Annotated in this window: 19 protein-coding genes and 1 tRNA gene; 14 read left to right on the forward strand and 6 right to left on the reverse strand. The window is 43.5% G+C overall.

All coding sequences use genetic code 11. The annotated features are described in order from the left end of the window. The first annotated feature begins 55 nt into the window (after nucleotides 1-55). The 8 genes from AABW11_RS12650 (at nucleotide 56) to AABW11_RS12685 (ending at nucleotide 8,435) form a co-directional block, all read left to right on the forward strand. Entirely contained in the window at nucleotides 56-1,945 is a 1,890-nt protein-coding gene (locus AABW11_RS12650; RefSeq protein WP_340105474.1) for a sulfatase-like hydrolase/transferase, read from the forward strand. 433 nt (nucleotides 1,946-2,378) lie between these two features. Next, the gene (locus AABW11_RS12655; RefSeq protein WP_340105475.1) at nucleotides 2,379-3,092 is read left to right on the forward strand and encodes a sugar phosphate isomerase/epimerase family protein; all 714 of its coding nucleotides are present in this window, start codon (nucleotides 2,379-2,381) and stop codon (nucleotides 3,090-3,092) included. Between the two features lie 11 nt (nucleotides 3,093-3,103). Further along, a complete protein-coding gene (locus AABW11_RS12660) occupies nucleotides 3,104-4,498 on the forward strand; it encodes a sulfatase family protein (protein WP_340105476.1) in 1,395 nt (464 codons plus the stop codon). A 41-nt stretch (nucleotides 4,499-4,539) separates the two neighbouring features. Continuing rightward, complete coding sequence (locus AABW11_RS12665) at nucleotides 4,540-5,133, forward strand: ankyrin repeat domain-containing protein (protein WP_340105477.1); 594 nt, start codon at nucleotides 4,540-4,542, stop codon at nucleotides 5,131-5,133. A 67-nt stretch (nucleotides 5,134-5,200) separates the two neighbouring features. Continuing rightward, entirely contained in the window at nucleotides 5,201-6,802 is a 1,602-nt protein-coding gene (locus AABW11_RS12670) for a sulfatase family protein (protein WP_340105478.1), read from the forward strand. 37 nt (nucleotides 6,803-6,839) lie between these two features. Next, nucleotides 6,840-7,067, forward strand: coding sequence for an ankyrin repeat domain-containing protein (locus AABW11_RS12675; RefSeq protein WP_340105493.1), 228 nt, complete (start codon nucleotides 6,840-6,842; stop codon nucleotides 7,065-7,067). A gap of 246 nt (nucleotides 7,068-7,313) precedes the next feature. Then, nucleotides 7,314-7,943: a multiheme c-type cytochrome gene (locus AABW11_RS12680; protein WP_340105479.1), complete on the forward strand. Its 630-nt coding sequence runs from the start codon at nucleotides 7,314-7,316 to the stop codon at nucleotides 7,941-7,943. A 201-nt stretch (nucleotides 7,944-8,144) separates the two neighbouring features. Further along, nucleotides 8,145-8,435 carry a hypothetical protein gene (locus tag AABW11_RS12685; RefSeq protein ID WP_340105480.1) on the forward strand — a complete coding sequence of 97 codons (291 nt, stop codon included), beginning with the start codon at nucleotides 8,145-8,147 and terminating at the stop codon, nucleotides 8,433-8,435. A gap of 897 nt (nucleotides 8,436-9,332) precedes the next feature. On the opposite strand, the gene AABW11_RS12690 is transcribed toward AABW11_RS12685, so the two are convergent. Beyond that, entirely contained in the window at nucleotides 9,333-10,052 is a 720-nt protein-coding gene (locus AABW11_RS12690) for an MBL fold metallo-hydrolase (protein WP_340105481.1), read from the reverse strand. A 763-nt stretch (nucleotides 10,053-10,815) separates the two neighbouring features. Here AABW11_RS12690 and AABW11_RS12695 point away from each other — a divergent pair. Continuing rightward, nucleotides 10,816-10,889: transfer RNA gene (locus tag AABW11_RS12695), tRNA-Arg, on the forward strand. Between the two features lie 766 nt (nucleotides 10,890-11,655). Further along, entirely contained in the window at nucleotides 11,656-12,324 is a 669-nt protein-coding gene (locus tag AABW11_RS12700; RefSeq protein ID WP_340105482.1) for a hypothetical protein, read from the forward strand. 280 nt (nucleotides 12,325-12,604) lie between these two features. Here AABW11_RS12700 and AABW11_RS12705 read toward each other — a convergent pair whose 3' ends face one another. From AABW11_RS12705 to AABW11_RS12715, 3 genes are all read right to left on the reverse strand, one after another. Then, on the reverse strand, nucleotides 12,605-12,781 hold the full coding sequence (locus tag AABW11_RS12705; RefSeq protein WP_340105483.1) for a hypothetical protein: 177 nt from the start codon (nucleotides 12,779-12,781) through the stop codon (nucleotides 12,605-12,607). A 65-nt stretch (nucleotides 12,782-12,846) separates the two neighbouring features. After that, complete coding sequence (locus AABW11_RS12710; protein ID WP_340105484.1) at nucleotides 12,847-13,050, reverse strand: hypothetical protein; 204 nt, start codon at nucleotides 13,048-13,050, stop codon at nucleotides 12,847-12,849. A 250-nt stretch (nucleotides 13,051-13,300) separates the two neighbouring features. Beyond that, nucleotides 13,301-13,615, reverse strand: coding sequence for a hypothetical protein (locus AABW11_RS12715; RefSeq protein ID WP_340105485.1), 315 nt, complete (start codon nucleotides 13,613-13,615; stop codon nucleotides 13,301-13,303). A 267-nt stretch (nucleotides 13,616-13,882) separates the two neighbouring features. On the opposite strand from AABW11_RS12715, the gene AABW11_RS12720 reads away from it, so the two are divergent. From AABW11_RS12720 to AABW11_RS12730, 3 genes are all read left to right on the forward strand, one after another. After that, the gene (locus AABW11_RS12720) at nucleotides 13,883-14,689 is read left to right on the forward strand and encodes a type IV toxin-antitoxin system AbiEi family antitoxin (RefSeq protein WP_340105486.1); all 807 of its coding nucleotides are present in this window, start codon (nucleotides 13,883-13,885) and stop codon (nucleotides 14,687-14,689) included. 380 nt (nucleotides 14,690-15,069) lie between these two features. Next, nucleotides 15,070-15,687 carry a type IV toxin-antitoxin system AbiEi family antitoxin domain-containing protein gene (locus tag AABW11_RS12725; protein WP_340105487.1) on the forward strand — a complete coding sequence of 206 codons (618 nt, stop codon included), beginning with the start codon at nucleotides 15,070-15,072 and terminating at the stop codon, nucleotides 15,685-15,687. Further along, complete coding sequence (locus AABW11_RS12730; protein WP_340105488.1) at nucleotides 15,680-16,594, forward strand: nucleotidyl transferase AbiEii/AbiGii toxin family protein; 915 nt, start codon at nucleotides 15,680-15,682, stop codon at nucleotides 16,592-16,594. The genes AABW11_RS12725 and AABW11_RS12730 overlap by 8 nt, the downstream gene beginning before the upstream one ends. Nucleotides 16,595-16,746: 152 nt before the next feature. Here the strand turns inward: AABW11_RS12730 and AABW11_RS12735 are convergent, their stop codons facing one another. After that, nucleotides 16,747-17,358 carry a phosphoribosyltransferase gene (locus AABW11_RS12735; RefSeq protein WP_340105489.1) on the reverse strand — a complete coding sequence of 204 codons (612 nt, stop codon included), beginning with the start codon at nucleotides 17,356-17,358 and terminating at the stop codon, nucleotides 16,747-16,749. A gap of 218 nt (nucleotides 17,359-17,576) precedes the next feature. Between AABW11_RS12735 and AABW11_RS12740 the strand changes: the two genes are divergently transcribed. Next, a complete protein-coding gene (locus AABW11_RS12740; protein ID WP_340105490.1) occupies nucleotides 17,577-17,867 on the forward strand; it encodes a hypothetical protein in 291 nt (96 codons plus the stop codon). 551 nt (nucleotides 17,868-18,418) lie between these two features. Here AABW11_RS12740 and AABW11_RS12745 read toward each other — a convergent pair. Continuing rightward, nucleotides 18,419-19,189, reverse strand: a complete 771-nt coding sequence (locus tag AABW11_RS12745; protein ID WP_340105491.1) for an SDR family NAD(P)-dependent oxidoreductase — start codon at nucleotides 19,187-19,189, stop codon at nucleotides 18,419-18,421. Nucleotides 19,190-19,529: the final 340 nt, after the last annotated feature.

Here is a 19,529-nt window from a genome sequence, read left to right on the forward strand (position 1 = left end):
TATCATAGATAACATTCTATTATCAGATCCCGGGTAATGTTTAAAACCAGACGGTATGAATTTTATTAAAAATGCTGTTTGTCAGCATATCAAAAATGTAGCTTTAATCCTTATCCTGGGACTCTTTCTGTATGGTTGTGGTGTGCCATACCCTGAAACAAAACCGGACCCGGGGCCGGAAGAGCTGCCAAACATTTTGTGGATTACGAGCGAAGATAACAGCCCGTTTATAGGCGCATACGGAGACGATTATGCAGTCACTCCCAACCTGGACAGGCTCGCAGATGCGGGAACTGTTTATGAGAATTCATACGCTACAACTCCGGTTTGTGCTCCATCTCGATTTACATTAATTACAGGCGCATACGCCAACCGGATGGGGACAGAGAATATGAGAAGCGTCTATCCCATTCCGGATAATATTCGTTTTTACCCGGCTTACCTGAAAGACCTGGGATACTATACCACAAATAATGTGAAGAAAGATTACAATACGATTGACCAACCGGAGGTGTGGGATGAGTCCAGCACAAAAGCCCACTATATCGACCGGGCAGAAGGACAGCCGTTTTTCCATATCAGAAATTTGACAACAACCCATGAGAGCCGGCTGCATGACCCGATTGATACCTTGATTCATGACCCTGCCAACGCACCTGTTCCACCTTATCATCCGGATAACGAGACGGTTCGAAGAGACTGGGCGCACTATTATGATCAAATGACCCGCATGGACGAACAGGTTGGAGAGATTCTGCAGGAACTGGAAGAGTTGGGGGAAGCTGAAAACACCATCATCTTTTATTACGGGGATCATGGCGGAGCACTCCCCGGGGCGAAACGGTTCATGAATCAGCGAGGCCTTAGAGTTCCTTTAATTATATATTTCCCGGACAAATATGAATATCTGAAGCCGGAGGAGAATCGATCAGATCGACTGGTCTCCTTTGTAGATTTTCCGGCTACGTTATTAAGCCTCGCTGGCATCGAACCGCCTGAGTTTATGGACGGAGAGCCGTTTTTGGGGGAGCATGAGACGGCGCCGCGTGAAAATATTCATATGTACCGTGGGCGTATGGATGAACGCTATGATTTGTCCAGGGCAGTCCGCGACCAGAAGTTTCTCTACGTTAGAAATTATATGCCCCAGCGGATATATGGTCAGTATTTATGGTACCTCTGGAAAGCTCCGACGATGCAGGTTTGGGACGAAGAGTACCAGGCAGGAAACTTAAATGAGATACAAAGTCAGTTTTTTGAACCCAAACCGCCTGAAGAGCTCTATTTGATTTCTGAAGATCCTTACTCCGTAAACAACCTGGCCGATGACTCGGCCTATCGGAATGATCTGCTGCGGCTTCGACAAGTGAACTCCGAATGGGTTCGGGAGATCAAAGACCTCGGATTTATTCCGGAAGGGATCCTGGATGATGTGCGGGGCGACCGGCCGCTTTACAATGCCGTTCGTGAAGATGATGTGCCGATTGAAGAAATTATCGAAACTGCTGAGCTCGCTTCCCATCAGCCGGAAAATAATATAGAGGAGCTGGTCAGCCGACTGGATCATTCCGATCCATCCGTTCGCTTCTGGGCAGCGATGGGAATGGCAATCAGTGGAGATCTTGCCAGTGGATATAAAACAGCACTTTTGGAAAGGCGTGATGATCCTTCGGGTGCTGTAAAGGCGGCTATTGCCGAAGCGCTCTTGGAAGCAGGAGAAACGTCAGCAGCGATGGAATTGATCGAAGAATCTCTTGCCGATACTGACGGCCACGTAAAACTCAGAGCGTTGAACCTGATTGAGACCCTTGATGAAAATCTGATAACTGAAGAAATCAAAACCACCATACGCCGGTTTGTGGACGAATTTGAAAACCAGGAAGCTGCTGCTGCCGGATACATTTTTCGGGCTTCAGAAAGACTGGTTGATAAATTTGGATTGTAAGCACCGTGGAAATAGTCTGTGTTGCCAAGCGATTTAGTATACAATTAGACACCGTAAGAAATGAATAGAATAAATGTGTGAATAAAAGACACAGTTTTATGCAATGAAATGAAAAGATATGATTACACTCCATCACGGCATATTTGCTTAACAGTGGCGGAACCGGAAACTGCTTGATGCATATTTAAGATTAACATTTAATTTTTTGTCATGAAAAAAAAACACCAGGCTGACAGCTGTCAGCTATTTTTTTCTCACATTTCTTCTTTTCTCTCTTGTTTCTACTGAAAAGGGGATTTCACAGGCCGGGGCAGCTTCGACAGATATTGAGTCTGTTCAGTTCGACATCCCCGACACCCACCTTATCGGGGGCTTTGCACTCGGGACTCAGGCATACACGTTTAACCGCTACTCTGCATTTGAAGCGATTGAGATGACAGCAAAAGCAGGAGGCAGGGTTATTGAATTGTACCGCCAGAAAGTGTGGCCAGAGGAGGATAATGATATACGACTGGTCCCGGGAGTATCTGACGAGGTGCTTGAAGCCGTAAAAAAGAAGCTGGCCGAGCACGATATTATAGCGGTAAACTACGGGAATATTCCTCTTCCAAATGATGAAACAGAACTCAGAAAAGTTTTTGATTTTGCTGAAAAACTCGGAGTAAAAGCCGTTACATCAGAACCCTCTCAGGAGGCTATGGACCTGATTGAACAGATGGTGAAGGAGTATGGAATAGCAGTCGCCGTTCATAATCATCCGCCTCGCCCCGACCGCCCGAACTACCGCCACTGGGATCCGGAATTTGTACACAGCCTTATTGAGGAAAGAGATTCGCGTGTGGGTGTCTGTGCAGATATCGGTCATTATGTTCGATCCGATATCGATCCGGTTGAAACATTAAAGTTACTTGAAGGGCGAATTGTAAGCGTGCATTTTACAGATGTGGATCAGTGGGGAGCCGAGGGTGAAGATACGGTTGCCGGAACCGGTGTGATTGATCTGCCGGCAGTTCTTTCCGAACTGAAACGTCAAAATTTCGGGGGAAATATCTCTATCGAGTATGAAAACAACTGGTATGAAAATATTACCGATGTCGCTCAGTTCATAGGGTTTGTCAGGGGATGGGAAAAAACCTTAAATAATTAATTTGGCTTTTAATGAGAACTCTTTGCACAATATTATTAGTCATTTTAACTATATTTTTTACGACGGGTTGCAGCGGGTTACCTGAACAAACACCTGCTGCATCCACTGAAACTCCCCCCAACATTGTTCTCATTTTCCTGGATGATGCCGGATATGCAGATTTTAAGCCGTACGCAGAAACCCGCTATCCCACACCCAATGTGCAGACATTAGCAGAAGAAGGGCGCACATTTATGAATTTCTACGTTCCACAGGCGATCTGTTCGGCCTCAAGGGCTGCTTTGATGACCGGAACCTACCCAGAGCGAAACGGTCTTTTTAATGCTCATCCGCCGAAAGACCGGGGTTTGAATCCCGATTTTATGACGATGGGTGAAATGCTTAAAGCGAATGGATACACGACCGGTTTTTTTGGAAAGTGGCACCTGGGTGATCAGGAAGAAACCCGGCCACATAATCGAGGGTTCGATGAAACGGCCGGAATTATGTACTCTAATGATATGTGGGCAGGCCATCCCGAAAATCCGGAGTATTGGGGACAATTTCCGCTGCACTATTGGAAAAATGGTGAAATAGAAATTGATTCGGTAACGGCGGAACATCAAACAGAATTCACAACGTGGTTCACCGAAGAGTCGGTCGATTTTATTAACCGCAACAGCGATGGCCCTTTCTTCCTCTATGTGCCACATCCCCAGCCGCATGTGCCGCTCTTTGTAAGTGAAAAGTTTGATGGAAAATCGGGGACGGGGCTTTACGGTGATGTGATGATGGAGATAGACTGGTCGGTTGGTGAAATTATGAATACCCTGGAGGAGAACGGTGTGAGGGATAATACTATGATTCTGTTCTCATCGGATAACGGTCCCTGGTTGTCGTATGCTAATCACTCCGGGCAAACTCCGTTTAGGGAAGGAAAAGGAACCTCATTCGATGGCGGAATCAGAAGCCCTATGATTATTTCTTTTCCATCAGAAATTGAAGCCAGTACTGTTTCTCATAATACCTTCTTTTCAATTGATTTGATGCCAACTATAGCTGCACTCACGGGATCAGAGCTGCCAGATTATGAGATTGATGGCAAAAACGTTTGGAAACTGCTGCACGGGCCAGAAGGATCTGAATCTCCGCAGGAGTATTACGCCTTTACAAACGGCACTGAATTCCAGGGAGTGATGAGCGGTGATGGTAAATGGAAGCTGCACGTTCCCCACGGCTATAGAACAAGCCCTGTTGGGGGGAGAGACGGGCTGCCAGGTCTTTATCAGCAGGCCCGCATTGATACAGCATTGTTTGATATGGTTCGGGATCCATATGAAAAAGTGAACGTGATCGATGAATACCCTGGAATTGCAAACGAATTGATTCGCATCGCCGAAGAGCACAGGGCGACTTTCTTTGAATAGATGGGCGAAAGTTATCCGATTAATTACTTAGAATGAACCCAATGAAGACTACACTCTTGCTTTTAGTACTGGTTTTTTCTTTTGCGGCACTCTCGTGTGAAAGCAATGAACAGATAAGTGAATCGAATACTGGCTTTGCAAATCAACCGGCTGCCGGTGAATGGACTGCGGGCGATTTACGTGCCGCAGCACTTAGCGGCGATATCCAGATAGTAAATGAATCTATTGAGCAAGGTATTTCTGTGGATGATACCGATGACCTGGGACGGACGCCGCTGATGTTTGCCGCTTTTAACGGACATAATAAAGTTGTTGATTTGCTGATTGAAAACGGGGCAGAAGTAAATTTGGAAAATGATGAAGGCCGGACATCCCTGATATTCGCCGCAAGCGGACATTTTCCGGAAACGGTGCGCCTGCTCATTAAAAATGGAGCAGAACTCAATGTGCAGGATTCGGTGGAAGAGTGGTCTGCACTTATGTATGCGGCGGCTGAAGGAAATAATGATGTCGTAGAACTTTTACTGGCCAATGGCGCAGATCCATCACTCGAAGATAAAGATGGCGAAACGTCTGCAGATTTTGCCTCAAATAATGGCCATACGGACACAGTAAATCTGCTTAAAGAGAACTGATAATATGAGAACTATACAGCAGGAGTTGCATCAAATTTTGAAATGCAAAATGTATAAAACCTTAGATATGAGTAACTCCTTCGCTGTATTGCTGCTCCTACTTATTTATATGTTTGGCTTATCCGGATGTGCCGAACATGTATCTGATGAAAAATTCGGTAATGGAAACGAAGTAGAACGGCCCAACATCATCATCATTTACGCTGATGATGTGGGGTATGGGGATATAGGCGCCTACGGATCGGAACTGATTCCCACGCCACATATCGACCAGTTGGCGGCAGACGGAATTCGGTTTACCTCTGCCTATGCCACGGCAGCGACCTGTACGCCCAGCCGCTACTCACTACTGACGGGCGAATATGCCTTTCGTAATGAACGCGCACAGATTCTGCCGGGAAATGCTCCCCTTCTGATTGAACCCGGCAGTTTTACGCTTCCAGAAATGCTGCGCAGGGCTGGCTACCGAACATCGGTGGTCGGGAAGTGGCACTTAGGCTTAGGCGAGGGCGATCTGGACTGGAATATCGAAATCAAACCAGGTCCGCTGGAAGTGGGCTTTGATGAATCGTTTTTGCTGCCTGCGACCAACGACCGTGTTCCAACAGTATATGTAGATGGCCATTATGTAACTGGATTAAGTGAGGAAGATGATCCATTACGCGTCAGTTACAGCGAGCAGATCGGGGACCTGCCTACCGGCCACAGCCATCCGGAACTGGTCCACTATCCAGCCGATGATCAACATTCGGGCACGATCGTAAAAGGCATTAGTCGAATCGGCTGGCAAGATGGCGGGCAATCGGCTTGGTGGGACGATCAGGAGATGGCGCCGTTGTTTATTGAGCGATCACAGGAATTTATTGAAAGGGAAAAAGAGGGTCCGTTTTTTCTGTACTTGTCGCTGCATGAGAATCATGTTCCTCGCTGGCCGAATCCGCAGTTTGTTGGACAGAGCCAGACCGGGTTAAGAGGAGATACGGTAGTGGAACTGGACTGGGTGGTTGGCCAGATTATGGAGACTCTGAAGGATCTGAGTATCCGGGAGGAGACGCTGGTGATTTTTACCAGTGATAACGGGCCGATCTTTGATGACGGTTACGAAGATGGTGCGATAAAACATGCAAACGGTCATCAGGCAAGTGGTCCCTTTCGGGGAGGAAAGTATACTGCCTTTGAAGGAGGAACTCGTATGCCGTTTATTGCCAGCTGGCCGGCAGGAATTGACCGGGGGCTGGTTACCGACGGAATGTTCAGTCAGGTAGATTTAATGGCAACCCTTGCTGCACTCAGCGGTGCGGAACTACCAGAAGAAGCTGGCCGCGACAGCCAAAATTTGCTGCCGGTGCTTCTTGGTAAAAGCAGTGAAGGGCGTGATTTTCTGGTGCAACAAGGAGCAGGATCTCAATTATACGGATTTAGGCATGGTGACTGGAAACTGATTCCTGCGTCAAGTAATCGGCCGGCTTTTATAGAAGACAAGCATAATTCACGGGACAACCCCCTGACAACAACACAGGTTTCGACTGAGGCCTATCTGTTCAATCTGAAAAATGATTCCGGCGAGACCAATAATTTGGCAGAGAAACACCCGGAAAAAGTCAGACAGATGACAGATTTTTTTGAAAAGATATTGGAAACTCCTGAAAAGCTACTAACCAATCGTTAGTCGAACTAAAAATTCAAAATGATGACTATATATTATTATAGAAGATAAAAAAGGAGCTAAGGTCAATCGTTCTGATATAGTGGGAAAGTGGACACCGCTTATGTACGCTGCTGCGGAGGGAAACCATGAGGTAATCGAACTGATCTTTGAGCACTGTGCCAACCCGAAAGAAAAAGATAGTGACGGTGAGAAAGCCACAGATTTTGCAGAAAATAACGGGCATACACAAACGGTAACGCTTCTTGATAGCAGTTTGACGCAGTGAGGAAAAAGCTTTGAAGGAGACTCAGCATAATTTTTAGAATCGTCATGCTAAACAATGCAAAAATATCGCAACTATTTCGGTTAGTCTCCTATCGAATACTTTGACTTATCAAAGGACATTCCTGAGGATTCGGATGTATAAGGACAGAATACTAAAATTGTTGATGAGATGGACAGCCTGTTTCGGGAAGCTCATGTTCCTTCGGAACTGTTTCCGCTATTCAATGAATAATATTTTTTAGGTAGGATGATGAGAATGATACAGCTTCCTTATCAAAACCCGATTGTTACCGTTGGTTTTTTGATGGTTAGCCTCGCTTTATTTTTTTTAATGTACAGCTGCGGTCAAACCGGCGAAGACCTAAAAAATAACAACCAGGACGTTTTTGAAGTAACGCGAGATCACGCCTTTGTCGGCGATCAAACCTGCCAATCGTGCCACGGGCAAGAGTGGGACGCATGGAAAGGGTCACATCACGATTATGCCATCGGGGAAGCAGATGACGAACATGTACGCGGAGATTTTGAGGACGCAGAATTTTCGCAGGGAGAAAATAGCTATCGTTTTTATAGAGACGGCCAAAACTACATGGTGGATGCCACTGAGCAGGGAGAATCTGAAACCTATACAATTGACTACACCTTCGGCTGGGAACCGCTTCAGCAGTACCTGATTAATATTGGGGACGGCAAAATACAGGCCCTGCATATTGCCTGGGATACGGAGGAAAACCGATGGTTTTCCCTGCAGCCTGATGAAAAGTATGCCTCTGATGACTGGATGCACTGGACAGGGGGCTCCATGAACTGGAACACGATGTGCGCGGACTGCCACTCGACCAATCTGAAACAGAATTATATCGCCGAGGCCGATTAAAATGCAGCTGTATAAAGTATCATTCCGTTCACCTTAGTTAACCATTGGCAGGCTAAAGCTGACCACTACAAATTGTGATGAGATCCAATTTCTGGAAATGAGCAGGAACTGACACAAACGGAATGCATCCTATTTAAAATACATTCTTATAAGTACAAGAGGTACTTAAATAATCAGTTCGAACTCCAAAAGAGGACCATCATGAACAGAGGAGAATATATCGATAGAATGGCTGCTAAACTGAAAGAGTGGAATTCGGAAATTAAAAATCTGGAAGCAAAAGCCCAGGAAGCCGGCGCTGACGCCAAAAAAGAGATCAGCAGCGAAGTTCAGGATCTTCGCGCTAAAAGACAGGCGGCAGAATATAAACTCGAGGATATAAAAGAAGCCGGTGAAGAGTCTTGGAAAGAGCTTCAGGCTGAAACAGAAGATGCACTTGAGGATATCAAAAGTTCGCTGGAAAATGCGATGAACAGATTTGAAAATGTCTGAATAACATTTAAATCAATTCTCTTCAAATTAAGGCGATGACGAAAATATCTTCGGCGGGTCTTCAAAAAAGGGATAATCACGCGGGCTTCAGAATACAAGCTTTATAAGCCTGACGCTTAACCGCTGGCATAAAGAAGATCAGTGATTAGGCGATGGCTGGGACTTATGCAGTCCGTATACAGAAAGCATGAGAGGTTTAACAATTTCTGTTCCAATATGAATATCATTTAGAAGTGATGGTAAATTCCGGGAGAAAAAGGCTGGCCGGACCTTGCAGGGGAAAGGCATTGCAGTATTGCAGGCATTGATAATCAGGTAATTTATTTAAGCATTGATTTATAATAATGATGGTGTACCGGCGCTGTATTATGCCTGCGTAAAAAAGCCGGCATGCTTTTAAATAATTCAGGTAGCCTTTTTTTGTTATAGGTCTGTGAACGATTTTAAATTTTAGTCTGCGTGAGTTCAAAGCCCTCTTTTTACCACCTGGCAATAAATCTTTGGAATTTGAGAACCGGGCAAAATGGTATCCGTTAGCTTGAGCTCAATTTTTCATAAATGTATAATTCCTTTATAGTTCTTAGGGAAACTGAACCGACAGTAAGCATCAAAATTTATATAGAGACAGCAGCCTGATAATCAATCTTCCGCAAGAGATCCGGAATGAAAAACAGATCTCATTTCAATTTTATGATAGGGCCGGGTAAAAAGTGCGGGATTAGCCGGCGAGAGATGCGTGGTGTTTATCTGCCTGATAATGTGATGACGAAAAAGGGTTTACCTTACATATGCGAAGTACCTTGAAAAGATGAAAGTCTCCTGAACAGATGATGAATAAAATGATGCTTATTACTTTAACTCAGGTATTGTAAATACCAAAATCAGCGGAGATGACGCTCATCGGGGTATGTGCTCCATGCCGTCGGTTGCAACCACTGCTTCAATGTTCCGCTGCTGTGCTTCCTGCATGATTTTCTCCTTAACCTTTTCTCCTCCCTCCACGATTTCAGAACCGCAATGTGTAATAAAAGCTTTCGGGATATCGAATTTTCTGCACCAGGTCAGCTGTGTGCGAACGGGAGTATGGCCTATCAAGTTTTCTCCCTGCTTTCTTACGAAGCTGGTGCTCACGGTGGAACCGTCCCCTATGTAGGCATCACAGCCGCTTAATGCATCTTCACGATCGTGGATATAAACCACATCAGGTACGTAAAAGACCGTTTGAGTTCCCGCCTTTATTTTGTAGCCCACACTGGGAGCTTTTGTAGAGTGTTCCACGGAATATGCCGTAAACGTTATGCCCCGAACGTCAAATGGTTTCCCCGGTTTAACTTCAAACGTCTCATCCAAACCATAGTCACTGATCTTATCTAGTGTTTCCGTTGTCGCATAAACCGGACAGGGGGCTCCGTTCTGAAGTCCGAAAGCGTGATCGGGATGGGCGTGGGTGAGCACAATTGCCGGAGGGTTGATCTCTTTCAATCTCTGAATCCAGTCGAGGCCGCAGTCGATCATCACCTCTTTCCCTTTGTATGAAACCATCAGGGAGCTGTGCATTTGATGACCGGAGCTGGTTTCTTCAATATATCCGCGCGTGCCTAAAAATGTAAGTTTCATAGTAACGATTCAGTTCGGTTTATTTGGTCAGCATGCAATATTTTGCCGGTCATTTGCTCTTTCAAAGGCCCTTGAAATATACAGTACCCTGATAAACTTATTTCCGAAAAGCACTCCTGCAGAACAATCAAGAGATATCAATATCTGACATAGCCTGACCACAATTTAAGCAAGTTTTAAATAAACGGATATTGAGCAAAAATTGACGATGCAGTGGGCAGGGTTAAGTAAAGAAATAGCTGATCAGATATCTATATGTTTGCCTGAATCTTTTCTGTATGACTCTTTAGCACGATATTGCGTCACTCTTTAAGTTCTGATGGGTGTTATTGTCCCGTAAGCCCTTACAAACAGAGTGCATGTGTCAGAATTACAAGGCACTCTTCCAGAAGTCTGAAAATGAATCAACTGCAGGAGCGATGTATCTAATCCCGGGGCAGAGATGGATTTCACCATAAAACATCCAAAGGGTATTTTTGGGCCACTTAATGGTGAAATTTTGCAAAAGGCGTGCTTTTCTTCTAACGTTGCATAAAGTTATAAAATAGGAGTGAAGGGAGAGCTGTTATGGGATTGCTGAGCAAGCTATAAAGTTAATCTTCAGACTTGTACTATTTCTGTATAATTCCTTACATTAGCTATTCTTGGCAACAAATGAAATGTCAGGATAGCCAATGCATTATTAAATTGGGCGTCCAGAAGAGAAGAAATGACTTCGGGGAGTAATATGTCCCGAATCAGGTAGTTTCTTGCCCCTCTGAATGCACCCGTAGCTCAACTGGATAGAGTACCTGACTACGAATCAGGCGGTTACAAGTTCGAATCTTGTCGGGTGTACATATAAAAGGCTCCGATTTCTAACCAGAGATCGGAGCTTTTTTGTGTCTTGATGTTATTAAGATGATCCGGGCGTTGCTGTTGCGAAGCAGTACTTCGCGGTTCTCGCCTGTCGGGTGTACCACTAAAAACCTCGTTTAATTCGATATAAACGGGTTTTTTATGTTTTGGAGTGATTCTTCACAGGTAAAGTTTCTCCCTGGTGGTACATGAAGTCTTTTTTTGGTGGTACATATGATACTACAATCGGAATAGATGTTATGCCCCTATTGGATTTCGGGCCGATGGTTTGTCTTGTGTGTTCTCTGTGACCTGGGCGCTGACCCAGGCTGGGTTCTATGACCCCTTCAGGGTCTGGAATTTATACTGAACTCGGGATTCGTAGCCGGGTAATATACTCTTGGATTTGTGAATACAGAATCATCTGTAGCTGTACCTCTTAATATTTTTGGAATCTAACATCAAAAAAAGAACCGAATTTTTGCTCAAAATTCTGTAAAAAAAATTCGTTTATGATCGCCTTATAAAGCAACATGCACACGGAAAAAACGGAGAGAAATATTCATTTTGTCAGCCGTGTCTTCAATAGAGTGACTGAATGGCCTTTAAACCGGTGATTTTTAAAGTCGTTCGTTTGATAAAAAACTGGGTGACAGAATCATCCGGAAATTTACGCATCTACTTACACAGGATACATCATAGAAAGATAACCTGATCGTAGCATCGTACTTCCCCGATTGCCTTATTCAAACTGACGATAATCCATATGAAACCAACTCAAGACAATCAATCAGAACCCGCCAATAAACAAACCGGTGAGGCAAACTCCAGTCCATTATCCGCTTCTAAACTAACACCAGAGACCATCAAATGGACACCGATGAAAAAGGGAGGGTTCAATTTCCGCACGCATACCCTGGTTAGGGTCAGTGACTTGAAAATGGAGTTTCGGCCGTCTATTACCGCCAAACTGGTTTGTGGTGCTTTTGCGAGTCTTGGGTTCTTTATTCCCGTTTATCATCATGCTGTAGAGGATATCATTGATTCCCAGCTTGGGTCACTAACCGAATCGCTGCTGGCCGTGGGGCTGGGCTGCATACTCATCTTTGGCGGATTCAAATTCTGGTCTATGATTAAGGGGAACCGAGTATTTGACAAATCTTCGGGCCGTTTTATCAACAATGGTCGTGATTACCGGTCCGTCAGCCTCGATGAGATTGTTGCACTCCAGCACCTCCATGAGAATGTAAAACGCTCAGACAGTAGTCTTAGGAGCAGCCACAAAAGAACTTCGTTTGTAAGCAATGAACTCAACCTTGTGCTGCGCAGTAGCAACCGCGTTCATGCGATTGATCACTCAAACCGGCGAAAGCTACGGGATGATATTGAATCACTGGCCGAGTTTCTTGGCGTACCGGTTTGGAATCACCCTTGATGATTTAACTCACATTTTGTGTCTCATTCTGTAATATGGGATCACCGACACCAAGCTCCATAATGTTTGAAGGCAACTGTTTAGAGATAGATTTCTAAATGTTAACAAATCACATAGAGATAACCCACGGGCCTCGCTACTTTTCCTTTACCTCATCACGGTAGTTGAGATAGCGATTATATGTTCTGCGAGGATACAGAAGTGGATTCACCAGGTCGTGAAAGAATTGATGGCTAGGCCTTAAGCTTCAACTTAATTGCTGAACTCTCCGGTTATCCATTTAAGGCCTTACCGTCACGTCTTCCTCATCTCCTGCCAGATAGCGCACGATAATTGAAACAAACGCAATGCCGATACCGGGTCGCACCACATGCGTCCAGGCAATCTTTTCAAAATAAGGGTGACCTTCATCGCCTTCCATCATGACCGGTGGTGGTTCCTGGTTTATGTCTGACATAATCAGAGGTGTCTTCACTTGGTTCGCCAAACTCATCGGCAGCTCCAAACGGAGCATACGCCCTGTTATAAGCCGCGTTCGCCGAATGTTGCGTCAAATGCCTCAGCAATGCGCTCACCAGAGATTCTTCGAGCCAGAGGCTGCTCTCCGGGTTCAATTTCTAAAGTCTCAGAGAGAACAGTGCCATGAAGTTTTTTCTCTGTCGCCAAAGAATAAAATGACCGCTCGTCCCACTGCAGGTTTGGCGCCACCATAGCGAGGGTGAGCACCCCCAATACTCATTTCAGCGAGGGACTTGCCTGCCAAATTCTTTTCAGTTTCACCAATCATCTCCTCTGACGATTCCTCAAATTTGACGTCGAAAATGCTCTGGGCGTGTGTATCTGTGCTCCACGCGACTAATAGTAGAAAGATTCCAAGTAGTAGGTGAGCTATACGTTCTAATCCGAAATTCATAGCGTCAATTGATTAATTTGAATTAAAGAATACCGAAAAGCTTTTGGCGATGAATTATGACATTCATGTAGGAGCTATATGGGTATTCCAGGTAAAATCATTGCATTTTTGATCTGTTTGGTTTCCGGAAGTTTGCCTATTAGAGGCTTTATTATTTGGTTTGATAAAAAGAGACGGTCTGGTTGAGTAATAAAACTTTATTGGTGATTGGAATACAACTTCTCCGATGAGTAATGAGTAATATGGAATAAAGCAGTAGTTCTGGCAGTCTTTAAATTCTCTCAATATAAAAGTTCGACCAACCCATTTTCGATTACCAGTAATGGCATCAACAAGAGATTTATTTGAGTTGATAATAAAAGCCAGAATGTTCTTCATGTTGCTATTCATCGATTTTGTTCATTAGTTAAGATTGTTCACGACTCGTGAACACAATAAAATAGTGAACAAATGAATCAGGCTATCCTCGAAAAAGCACTTGCGAATCTTCCCACAGAGATCGGTCATAAGACGGAATGGGAGGCCTATGTTCCTAATAAAAATTACGAAATTGATGCACGGGTAACATTTAACCCAAATACAAAGAAAGCAATTGTCAGACATGCGGAGATCAAAAAAGAGATTCGTAAACACCATATTCCACGATTGAAGGAATTACAAGATAAAGTAGGTCCCCTAATGCTGGTGGCCGAACGTTTATATCCCAACATTAAAAAGCTATTGAATGAAGCGGGGATTGATTGGATAGATGTGGCTGGAAATATTCATTTAGAAGAAGGGGATACGCTTTTATGGATTGATCGTCACACCACAACTCCCATTCAGCAAAAGAAAAACCGGGCCTTTACCAAAACCGGATTAAAAGTCGTTTTCCTTTTTCTTCATGATGAAACTTGGCTAAATAAAACGTATCGGGAAATAGCTGAGACTGCGGATGTCGCATTGGGAAACATCAAGCACATTTTGGATGGGCTGAAAGAGCATGACTTTGTATATGCTAAAAACAAAGATGTGCTCAAGCTTAAAAACAGGGATAGACTTTTAGATCAATGGATCACGGCCTTTGCAGATGAACTTAAACCTCGCATCCAAAAAGGCAGATATAAACTTATAAATAAAGAGACCGAACAAAACTGGAAGAACCTACGACTGGGTGAGCAGGATCAATGGGGAGGTGAACCGGCAGCTGATCTGCTAACGAATGATCTCAAACCTGTGGAGTACATACTCTATACAAAAAAGAATCGGGCTGAACTTATGAAGGAGCTTAAACTGATACCTGAAGAAAACGGGAAAGTTGAAATCAGAGAACCTTACTGGACGGTTGAGAATGAGCTTCCAAATATAGCTCCTCGCCTTGTTGTTTATACTGATTTAATGGTTACTGGTGATCCAAGAAATGTCAAAATAGCTGAAGAAATCTATGCGGAAGCCACTACAGATAAAGCTTGAAGATCTCCGGCAAGACCAGCTCAAAGAACTACTACAAGTAGTAGAAAAAGTGTTTATAGAATACTAAAGGCTAAATTTTAAGAAGCGTCTGGTCGCATTTATCCCTTTGATTAAACCGGCAAATGAACCGGCAAGAATTAAAGACATCAGGTTCATAAAACATTGTACTACAATATTTTATATAGATATAAGAACCGGCAAAATAACCGGAATAGTTGAATCGAATGTACGGTCCTTTCCAGTTGTTGGCAGTAAAATTGATTCAACTAAGAATGCTGAGCCCCCTAAAATAAATGTAGGATAAGCGATGAATATAAATTGCAAATATGGATAAAAACGCATACACTTATTAATAAATGTATGCGTTTTTATCCATAGTCATGTACACGTCAAAAGAAAAAATTCGGAAAGCACTAAGCGTTTTTAAAGATCAGGAGGGACTCCTTCGCACGTCAGAGGCGCTTTCTACCGGTATACATCCCAGAACGCTCTACAAGCTCAGGGATGAGGGTTACATAACAAAACTGGGCCGGGGTCTGTATAAACTGGCAGATGATCCTCCGCTTTCTAATCCGGATGTTGCGATTGTGGCTGCCAGGGTTCCAAATGCAAAAATCTGCCTGCTCTCAGCGCTCGACTTTCATGAGATGACCAAAGAGATCCCTCACAAAGTTCATATTGCAATCGCCAGAACTCAAAGAGATCCAAAGATAGATTATCCGCCTATTGAGGTATACCGGTTTACTGACGAAAGTTTTACGGAAGGAGTAGAAAAGCATGAGATAGACGGACAAACGATTCAAGTTTATAGTCCAGCCAAGACCATTGCAGACTGTTTCAAATTCCGAAATAAGATCGGCAAAGATATTGCGATTGAAGCACTCCAATCGGGACTTGAACAAAAAAATGTTGAGGTAAAAGAGATTCTGAGATTCGCTAAAATCTGCAGAGTCGAGAACATCATGAAACCATATCTGGAAGCGACTATAAATGGATAAAGATAAAAAACGGAAAGCCGCATCTGTTCATCAAAAACTTTTGAACAGAGCGCGTGAAACAAACCGGCCGTTCAATGAGCTTCTTCAGTATTACGCCATGGAGAGGTTTCTGTACAGAGTGAGCAGATCTGAATATGTTGAACAATTTATACTGAAGGGAGCACTGCTGCTACGCATATCCGGCATATCAGAAATACGTTCGACTCGTGATATTGATTTCCTGAGCATGGATGATGAAGGAATTGAAAATGTGAAAGCTGTAATATATGACTGCTGTAACGTACAAGTAGCAGAAGATGGTTTGGAATTTGAATCCGATGATATCGAAGCGGATGAAATCAGAGAGAATCAGGTATATCAAGGATATCGATTTAGAGTAAGGGGAAATCTCGGTAATGCGAAGATATATATACAGGTTGATATGGGTTTTGGGGATATCGTTACACCAGATCCGATTTGGGTTGAGTTCCCGACAGTACTGGATGAAGAGAATCCAAGAATTCGAGCTTACACATTGGAAACTGCTGTTGCTGAGAAGTATCAGGCCATGATTGATCTTGATCTTCTTAACAGCCGTATGAAGGACTTTTATGATGTCTGGTTTTTGAGCAGCAATCTCGAGTTTGATGGTGCTATCGTTCAGAAAGCAATTGAACATACTTTTGAGAGAAGAAGGACAGAACTTCCATCCGAGAAACCGGTCGTGTTTAAAGAACTTTTTTATGCAGATGAGAATAAAGTCATTCAATGGCGAGCCTTTAAAAAGAAAATTGAACAAGTAGAGTTAACTTCCAATTTTCGAACAGTAATTGAAGAGGTGGAGAACTTTCTATGGCCGCCGACGAAAAGCATAAACCAAAGAGAAAATTTCACTAAGAAATGGGAGCCTGGTGAAGGGTGGAATTAGTAAACGGTCACTCTCAAAATTCAGCCTAATCCAAAAATATTTCGTGAACCAAATTCACATATTTCAATGGCGGTGGTACATGAAAATCCAAAAAACGCCTTTTTGATATTATTAGGACCACTATTACTGACTACAAATCGAGGCGGTAGATTTTATAAGTAGTTGTTCTTCAGGGCAAGCACTTTTTTCAAGAGGTCACGATCAACCTCAAGGCCGTATTTATCAGAGAGGTGTTTGCGTATGTCATCTTCACCGGCTTCCAGCATGTCATCCTTGTCAAGAAACTCCAGCAAATCTTCTGTTACCGCCCAGTGATATATCAGCCACTTCCATTCGCCAAGATAATCTCCGGCGTAGTCTGCTTTCAGTGAGGTGTTCTCTTTTTCATGCAGCACGGCCGTTTTAATCACCGCTGCTCCTTTTGTAGTTAGATGATCCACGGCAGCCTGAAGGGTTTTCCCGGAATCATTAACATCATCCACGAGAATGACATTTTTCCCATTCAAATCAATATCTATAGGATCGGTGATGTCAACCTCTTCCTTTTCCTCGGCGCCACCAGTGCAGTGGCGGATCTGTATAGCGGTTAAGGTTTTAATATTCAGAAAGTCACATACAAGGCGTGCCGGCGGGAATCCACCGCGGGCAATGCCGACAACCATATCAAAATCAATGGGGGAGGCACTGATTTTCCGGGAAACACGGTAAGCCAGCTCATATGCCTCTGAAAAACGTACTATTCTTGCCGTAAACTTTTTATCCATTATCTTTTAAACCGGTTATTGAGATTAGTATTAAAGTTAAGTGACCCCATTCATCATTCAAAAATATTCAGCAAGGCTCCCATGGGGTACAGGCAGTAGCTGACGCTGCAGCTCAGTGAAAATCATCGATTTAAGGTTCTTTTAAGTATTCGGGCCTTACATTATGAGTAGAATTTCAAAAAAAAGAACTAATTCAGAACGACAAAAAGAAGAACAACATGGTATATGCTACATCAAAAACAGTAAGCCTTTCTTATGATCAGGCCATCGAACAAGTGACGTCACTATTCAAAGCGGAGGGGTTTGGGGTACTTACTGAGATGATGCAAGCCATGATGGCAGATGGAGAAATGGATCAATCGAAAATGATGGAGATGGCCGGCATTCCCTCCATGATGAAAATGCATATGATGTGCATGCAGATGATGCAGGGAACGTTGATGGGTAATCAGGGAATGATGAACCAGGATTCAATGAATGGGAATACCCATCAACAGCATCATAATTGACCATCGACCTGCTTAACGCACTAAATACCTACTCCCTCGCTCCACGGTGTGGGAGAGTAACAGGTATTGGCACGATCCTGTAAGGCAAAAACCTGACAGGTCTTTTGTACCAACCAGAAAACCAATCATCCAAAACCTAAAGAGTGGTTGATATGGCAGCAAAAAAAACACATTTCGAAGTTTTAAATTATGTGAGCAACCGTCGCCGATTTTTAATAGCTTCTTAAGGATTTAGAGATTGTTGGGCTGTACAGTATAGAGTTGAATAAAATCTCAAATCTCACTAAAGAACGAGAAAAGACCCGGCAGACTTTAAATATATCTTTAGCACAATATCCCGGCTAACCACACATCCAATCGTCGGGACATAATTTAAGCTTCACGTTTTCAGAAACTGCGCCAAGAGGGGGGCAAATAAAAATCCCATTCCACCTGTAGATGAAATGGGATTATTTTACACTATCTGGTGAACACGCTCCATTAAATAAATGGTAAATTCGCTACCGGTTCCAATTTATTTAAGAGGTGGATTCCGATTCAGATATATGGACTTATTTTGCTGTATATCCTCCATCAATAACCAATTCGCTACCGGTCACGAATTTTGATTCGTTCGATGCAAGATATAAGATTCCGTTTGCGATATCTTCAGGTTCGCCAACATGACCTATAGGATGGAGGCTATCCAGTTCTTTACGGAATTCATCCACTCCTCCCGGAGATTCTTTGCCAAGCTCTTCTACCAGTGGTGTCCAGATAAACCCAGGATGTACTGAATTCACCCTGATGTTATCTTCTGCATAGAAAAGGGCGTCTGTTTTGCTCATTACACGTACGGCTCCTTTAGAAGCGTGATATGGTGGCAGATCCGGTGCACCCACGAGACCATAAATTGAGGAGAGATTGATGATACTTCCGCCGCCTGATTTCTTCATAGAAATCACAGCGTATTTTGTACAGTAAAAAACGCCATTCAAATTCACGTCAATTACCTGCTTCCACTCATCCTTGGTTACCTCATGGGTCGGTTTATCGATCCCCGAAATTCCTGCGTTACTTACCAGAACATCCAGCGGACCAAATTCCTCTTCTATCTCTTCAAAAACCTTTTTGACACGGTCTTCATCGGTTGTATCCAGGTTCCAGTACTTTGCTGTTCCACCGGCTTTTCCTATTTCTTCAACAACTTTTTTCCCTTTTTCATCATCGATGTCGGTTACAGCAACTTTTGCTCCCTCTTTCGCAAGCAGTTGACAGCTTGCTTTTCCGATACCGGATGATCCTCCTGTTACGACTGCTACTTTACCTTCTACTCTTTTCATTGTGAACCCTCTTTTCATTTATATTGTCATTTTTAAAGCCTGCGAATGAGCTTTAATGATTTAATAAAGAGCCCCATTCTTAAGCTTTTATAGGCTACGATTAAAACACTATTTAGAGATTTTTAATTCGAATTCATTACCCGGGCTCCGTGCTTGTTTTATAATCAAGTAGAATTTCTACCTGCTCTTTTACAGCTTCATATAAACGAGTTTGGTACCCTATGGAAAAGGTAGGGAATGTTTATTCAAAGCCTTTCAATCTTTGTTTTATTAAAAATTAATCTAAAGTGGTTTAATTCCCCGACCCTCTGGGTCGGAAAGGATAAAAGTCCCCCTTTGA

Source organism: Rhodohalobacter sp. 8-1, assembly GCF_038150125.1.
In the GTDB taxonomy this organism is placed as follows: Bacteria; Bacteroidota; Rhodothermia; order Balneolales; family Balneolaceae; genus SW132.

What these genes read in the sequence shown, in the direction of transcription:
- AABW11_RS12650 (WP_340105474.1), top strand. Translation starts at nt 56, where the DNA reads ATGAATTTTATTAAAAATGCTGTTTGTCAGCATATCAAAAATGTAGCT.
- AABW11_RS12655 (WP_340105475.1), top strand. Translation starts at nt 2,379, where the DNA reads ATGACAGCAAAAGCAGGAGGCAGGGTTATTGAATTGTACCGCCAGAAA.
- AABW11_RS12660 (WP_340105476.1), top strand. Translation starts at nt 3,104, where the DNA reads ATGAGAACTCTTTGCACAATATTATTAGTCATTTTAACTATATTTTTT.
- AABW11_RS12665 (WP_340105477.1), top strand. Translation starts at nt 4,540, where the DNA reads ATGAAGACTACACTCTTGCTTTTAGTACTGGTTTTTTCTTTTGCGGCA.
- AABW11_RS12670 (WP_340105478.1), top strand. Translation starts at nt 5,201, where the DNA reads ATGAGTAACTCCTTCGCTGTATTGCTGCTCCTACTTATTTATATGTTT.
- AABW11_RS12680 (WP_340105479.1), top strand. Translation starts at nt 7,314, where the DNA reads ATGATGAGAATGATACAGCTTCCTTATCAAAACCCGATTGTTACCGTT.
- AABW11_RS12685 (WP_340105480.1), top strand. Translation starts at nt 8,145, where the DNA reads ATGAACAGAGGAGAATATATCGATAGAATGGCTGCTAAACTGAAAGAG.
- AABW11_RS12690 (WP_340105481.1), bottom strand. Translation starts at nt 10,052, where the DNA reads ATGAAACTTACATTTTTAGGCACGCGCGGATATATTGAAGAAACCAGC.
- AABW11_RS12700 (WP_340105482.1), top strand. Translation starts at nt 11,656, where the DNA reads ATGAAACCAACTCAAGACAATCAATCAGAACCCGCCAATAAACAAACC.
- AABW11_RS12705 (WP_340105483.1), bottom strand. Translation starts at nt 12,781, where the DNA reads ATGTCAGACATAAACCAGGAACCACCACCGGTCATGATGGAAGGCGAT.
- AABW11_RS12715 (WP_340105485.1), bottom strand. Translation starts at nt 13,615, where the DNA reads ATGAAGAACATTCTGGCTTTTATTATCAACTCAAATAAATCTCTTGTT.
- AABW11_RS12725 (WP_340105487.1), top strand. Translation starts at nt 15,070, where the DNA reads ATGTACACGTCAAAAGAAAAAATTCGGAAAGCACTAAGCGTTTTTAAA.
- AABW11_RS12730 (WP_340105488.1), top strand. Translation starts at nt 15,680, where the DNA reads ATGGATAAAGATAAAAAACGGAAAGCCGCATCTGTTCATCAAAAACTT.
- AABW11_RS12735 (WP_340105489.1), bottom strand. Translation starts at nt 17,358, where the DNA reads ATGGATAAAAAGTTTACGGCAAGAATAGTACGTTTTTCAGAGGCATAT.
- AABW11_RS12740 (WP_340105490.1), top strand. Translation starts at nt 17,577, where the DNA reads ATGGTATATGCTACATCAAAAACAGTAAGCCTTTCTTATGATCAGGCC.
- AABW11_RS12745 (WP_340105491.1), bottom strand. Translation starts at nt 19,189, where the DNA reads ATGAAAAGAGTAGAAGGTAAAGTAGCAGTCGTAACAGGAGGATCATCC.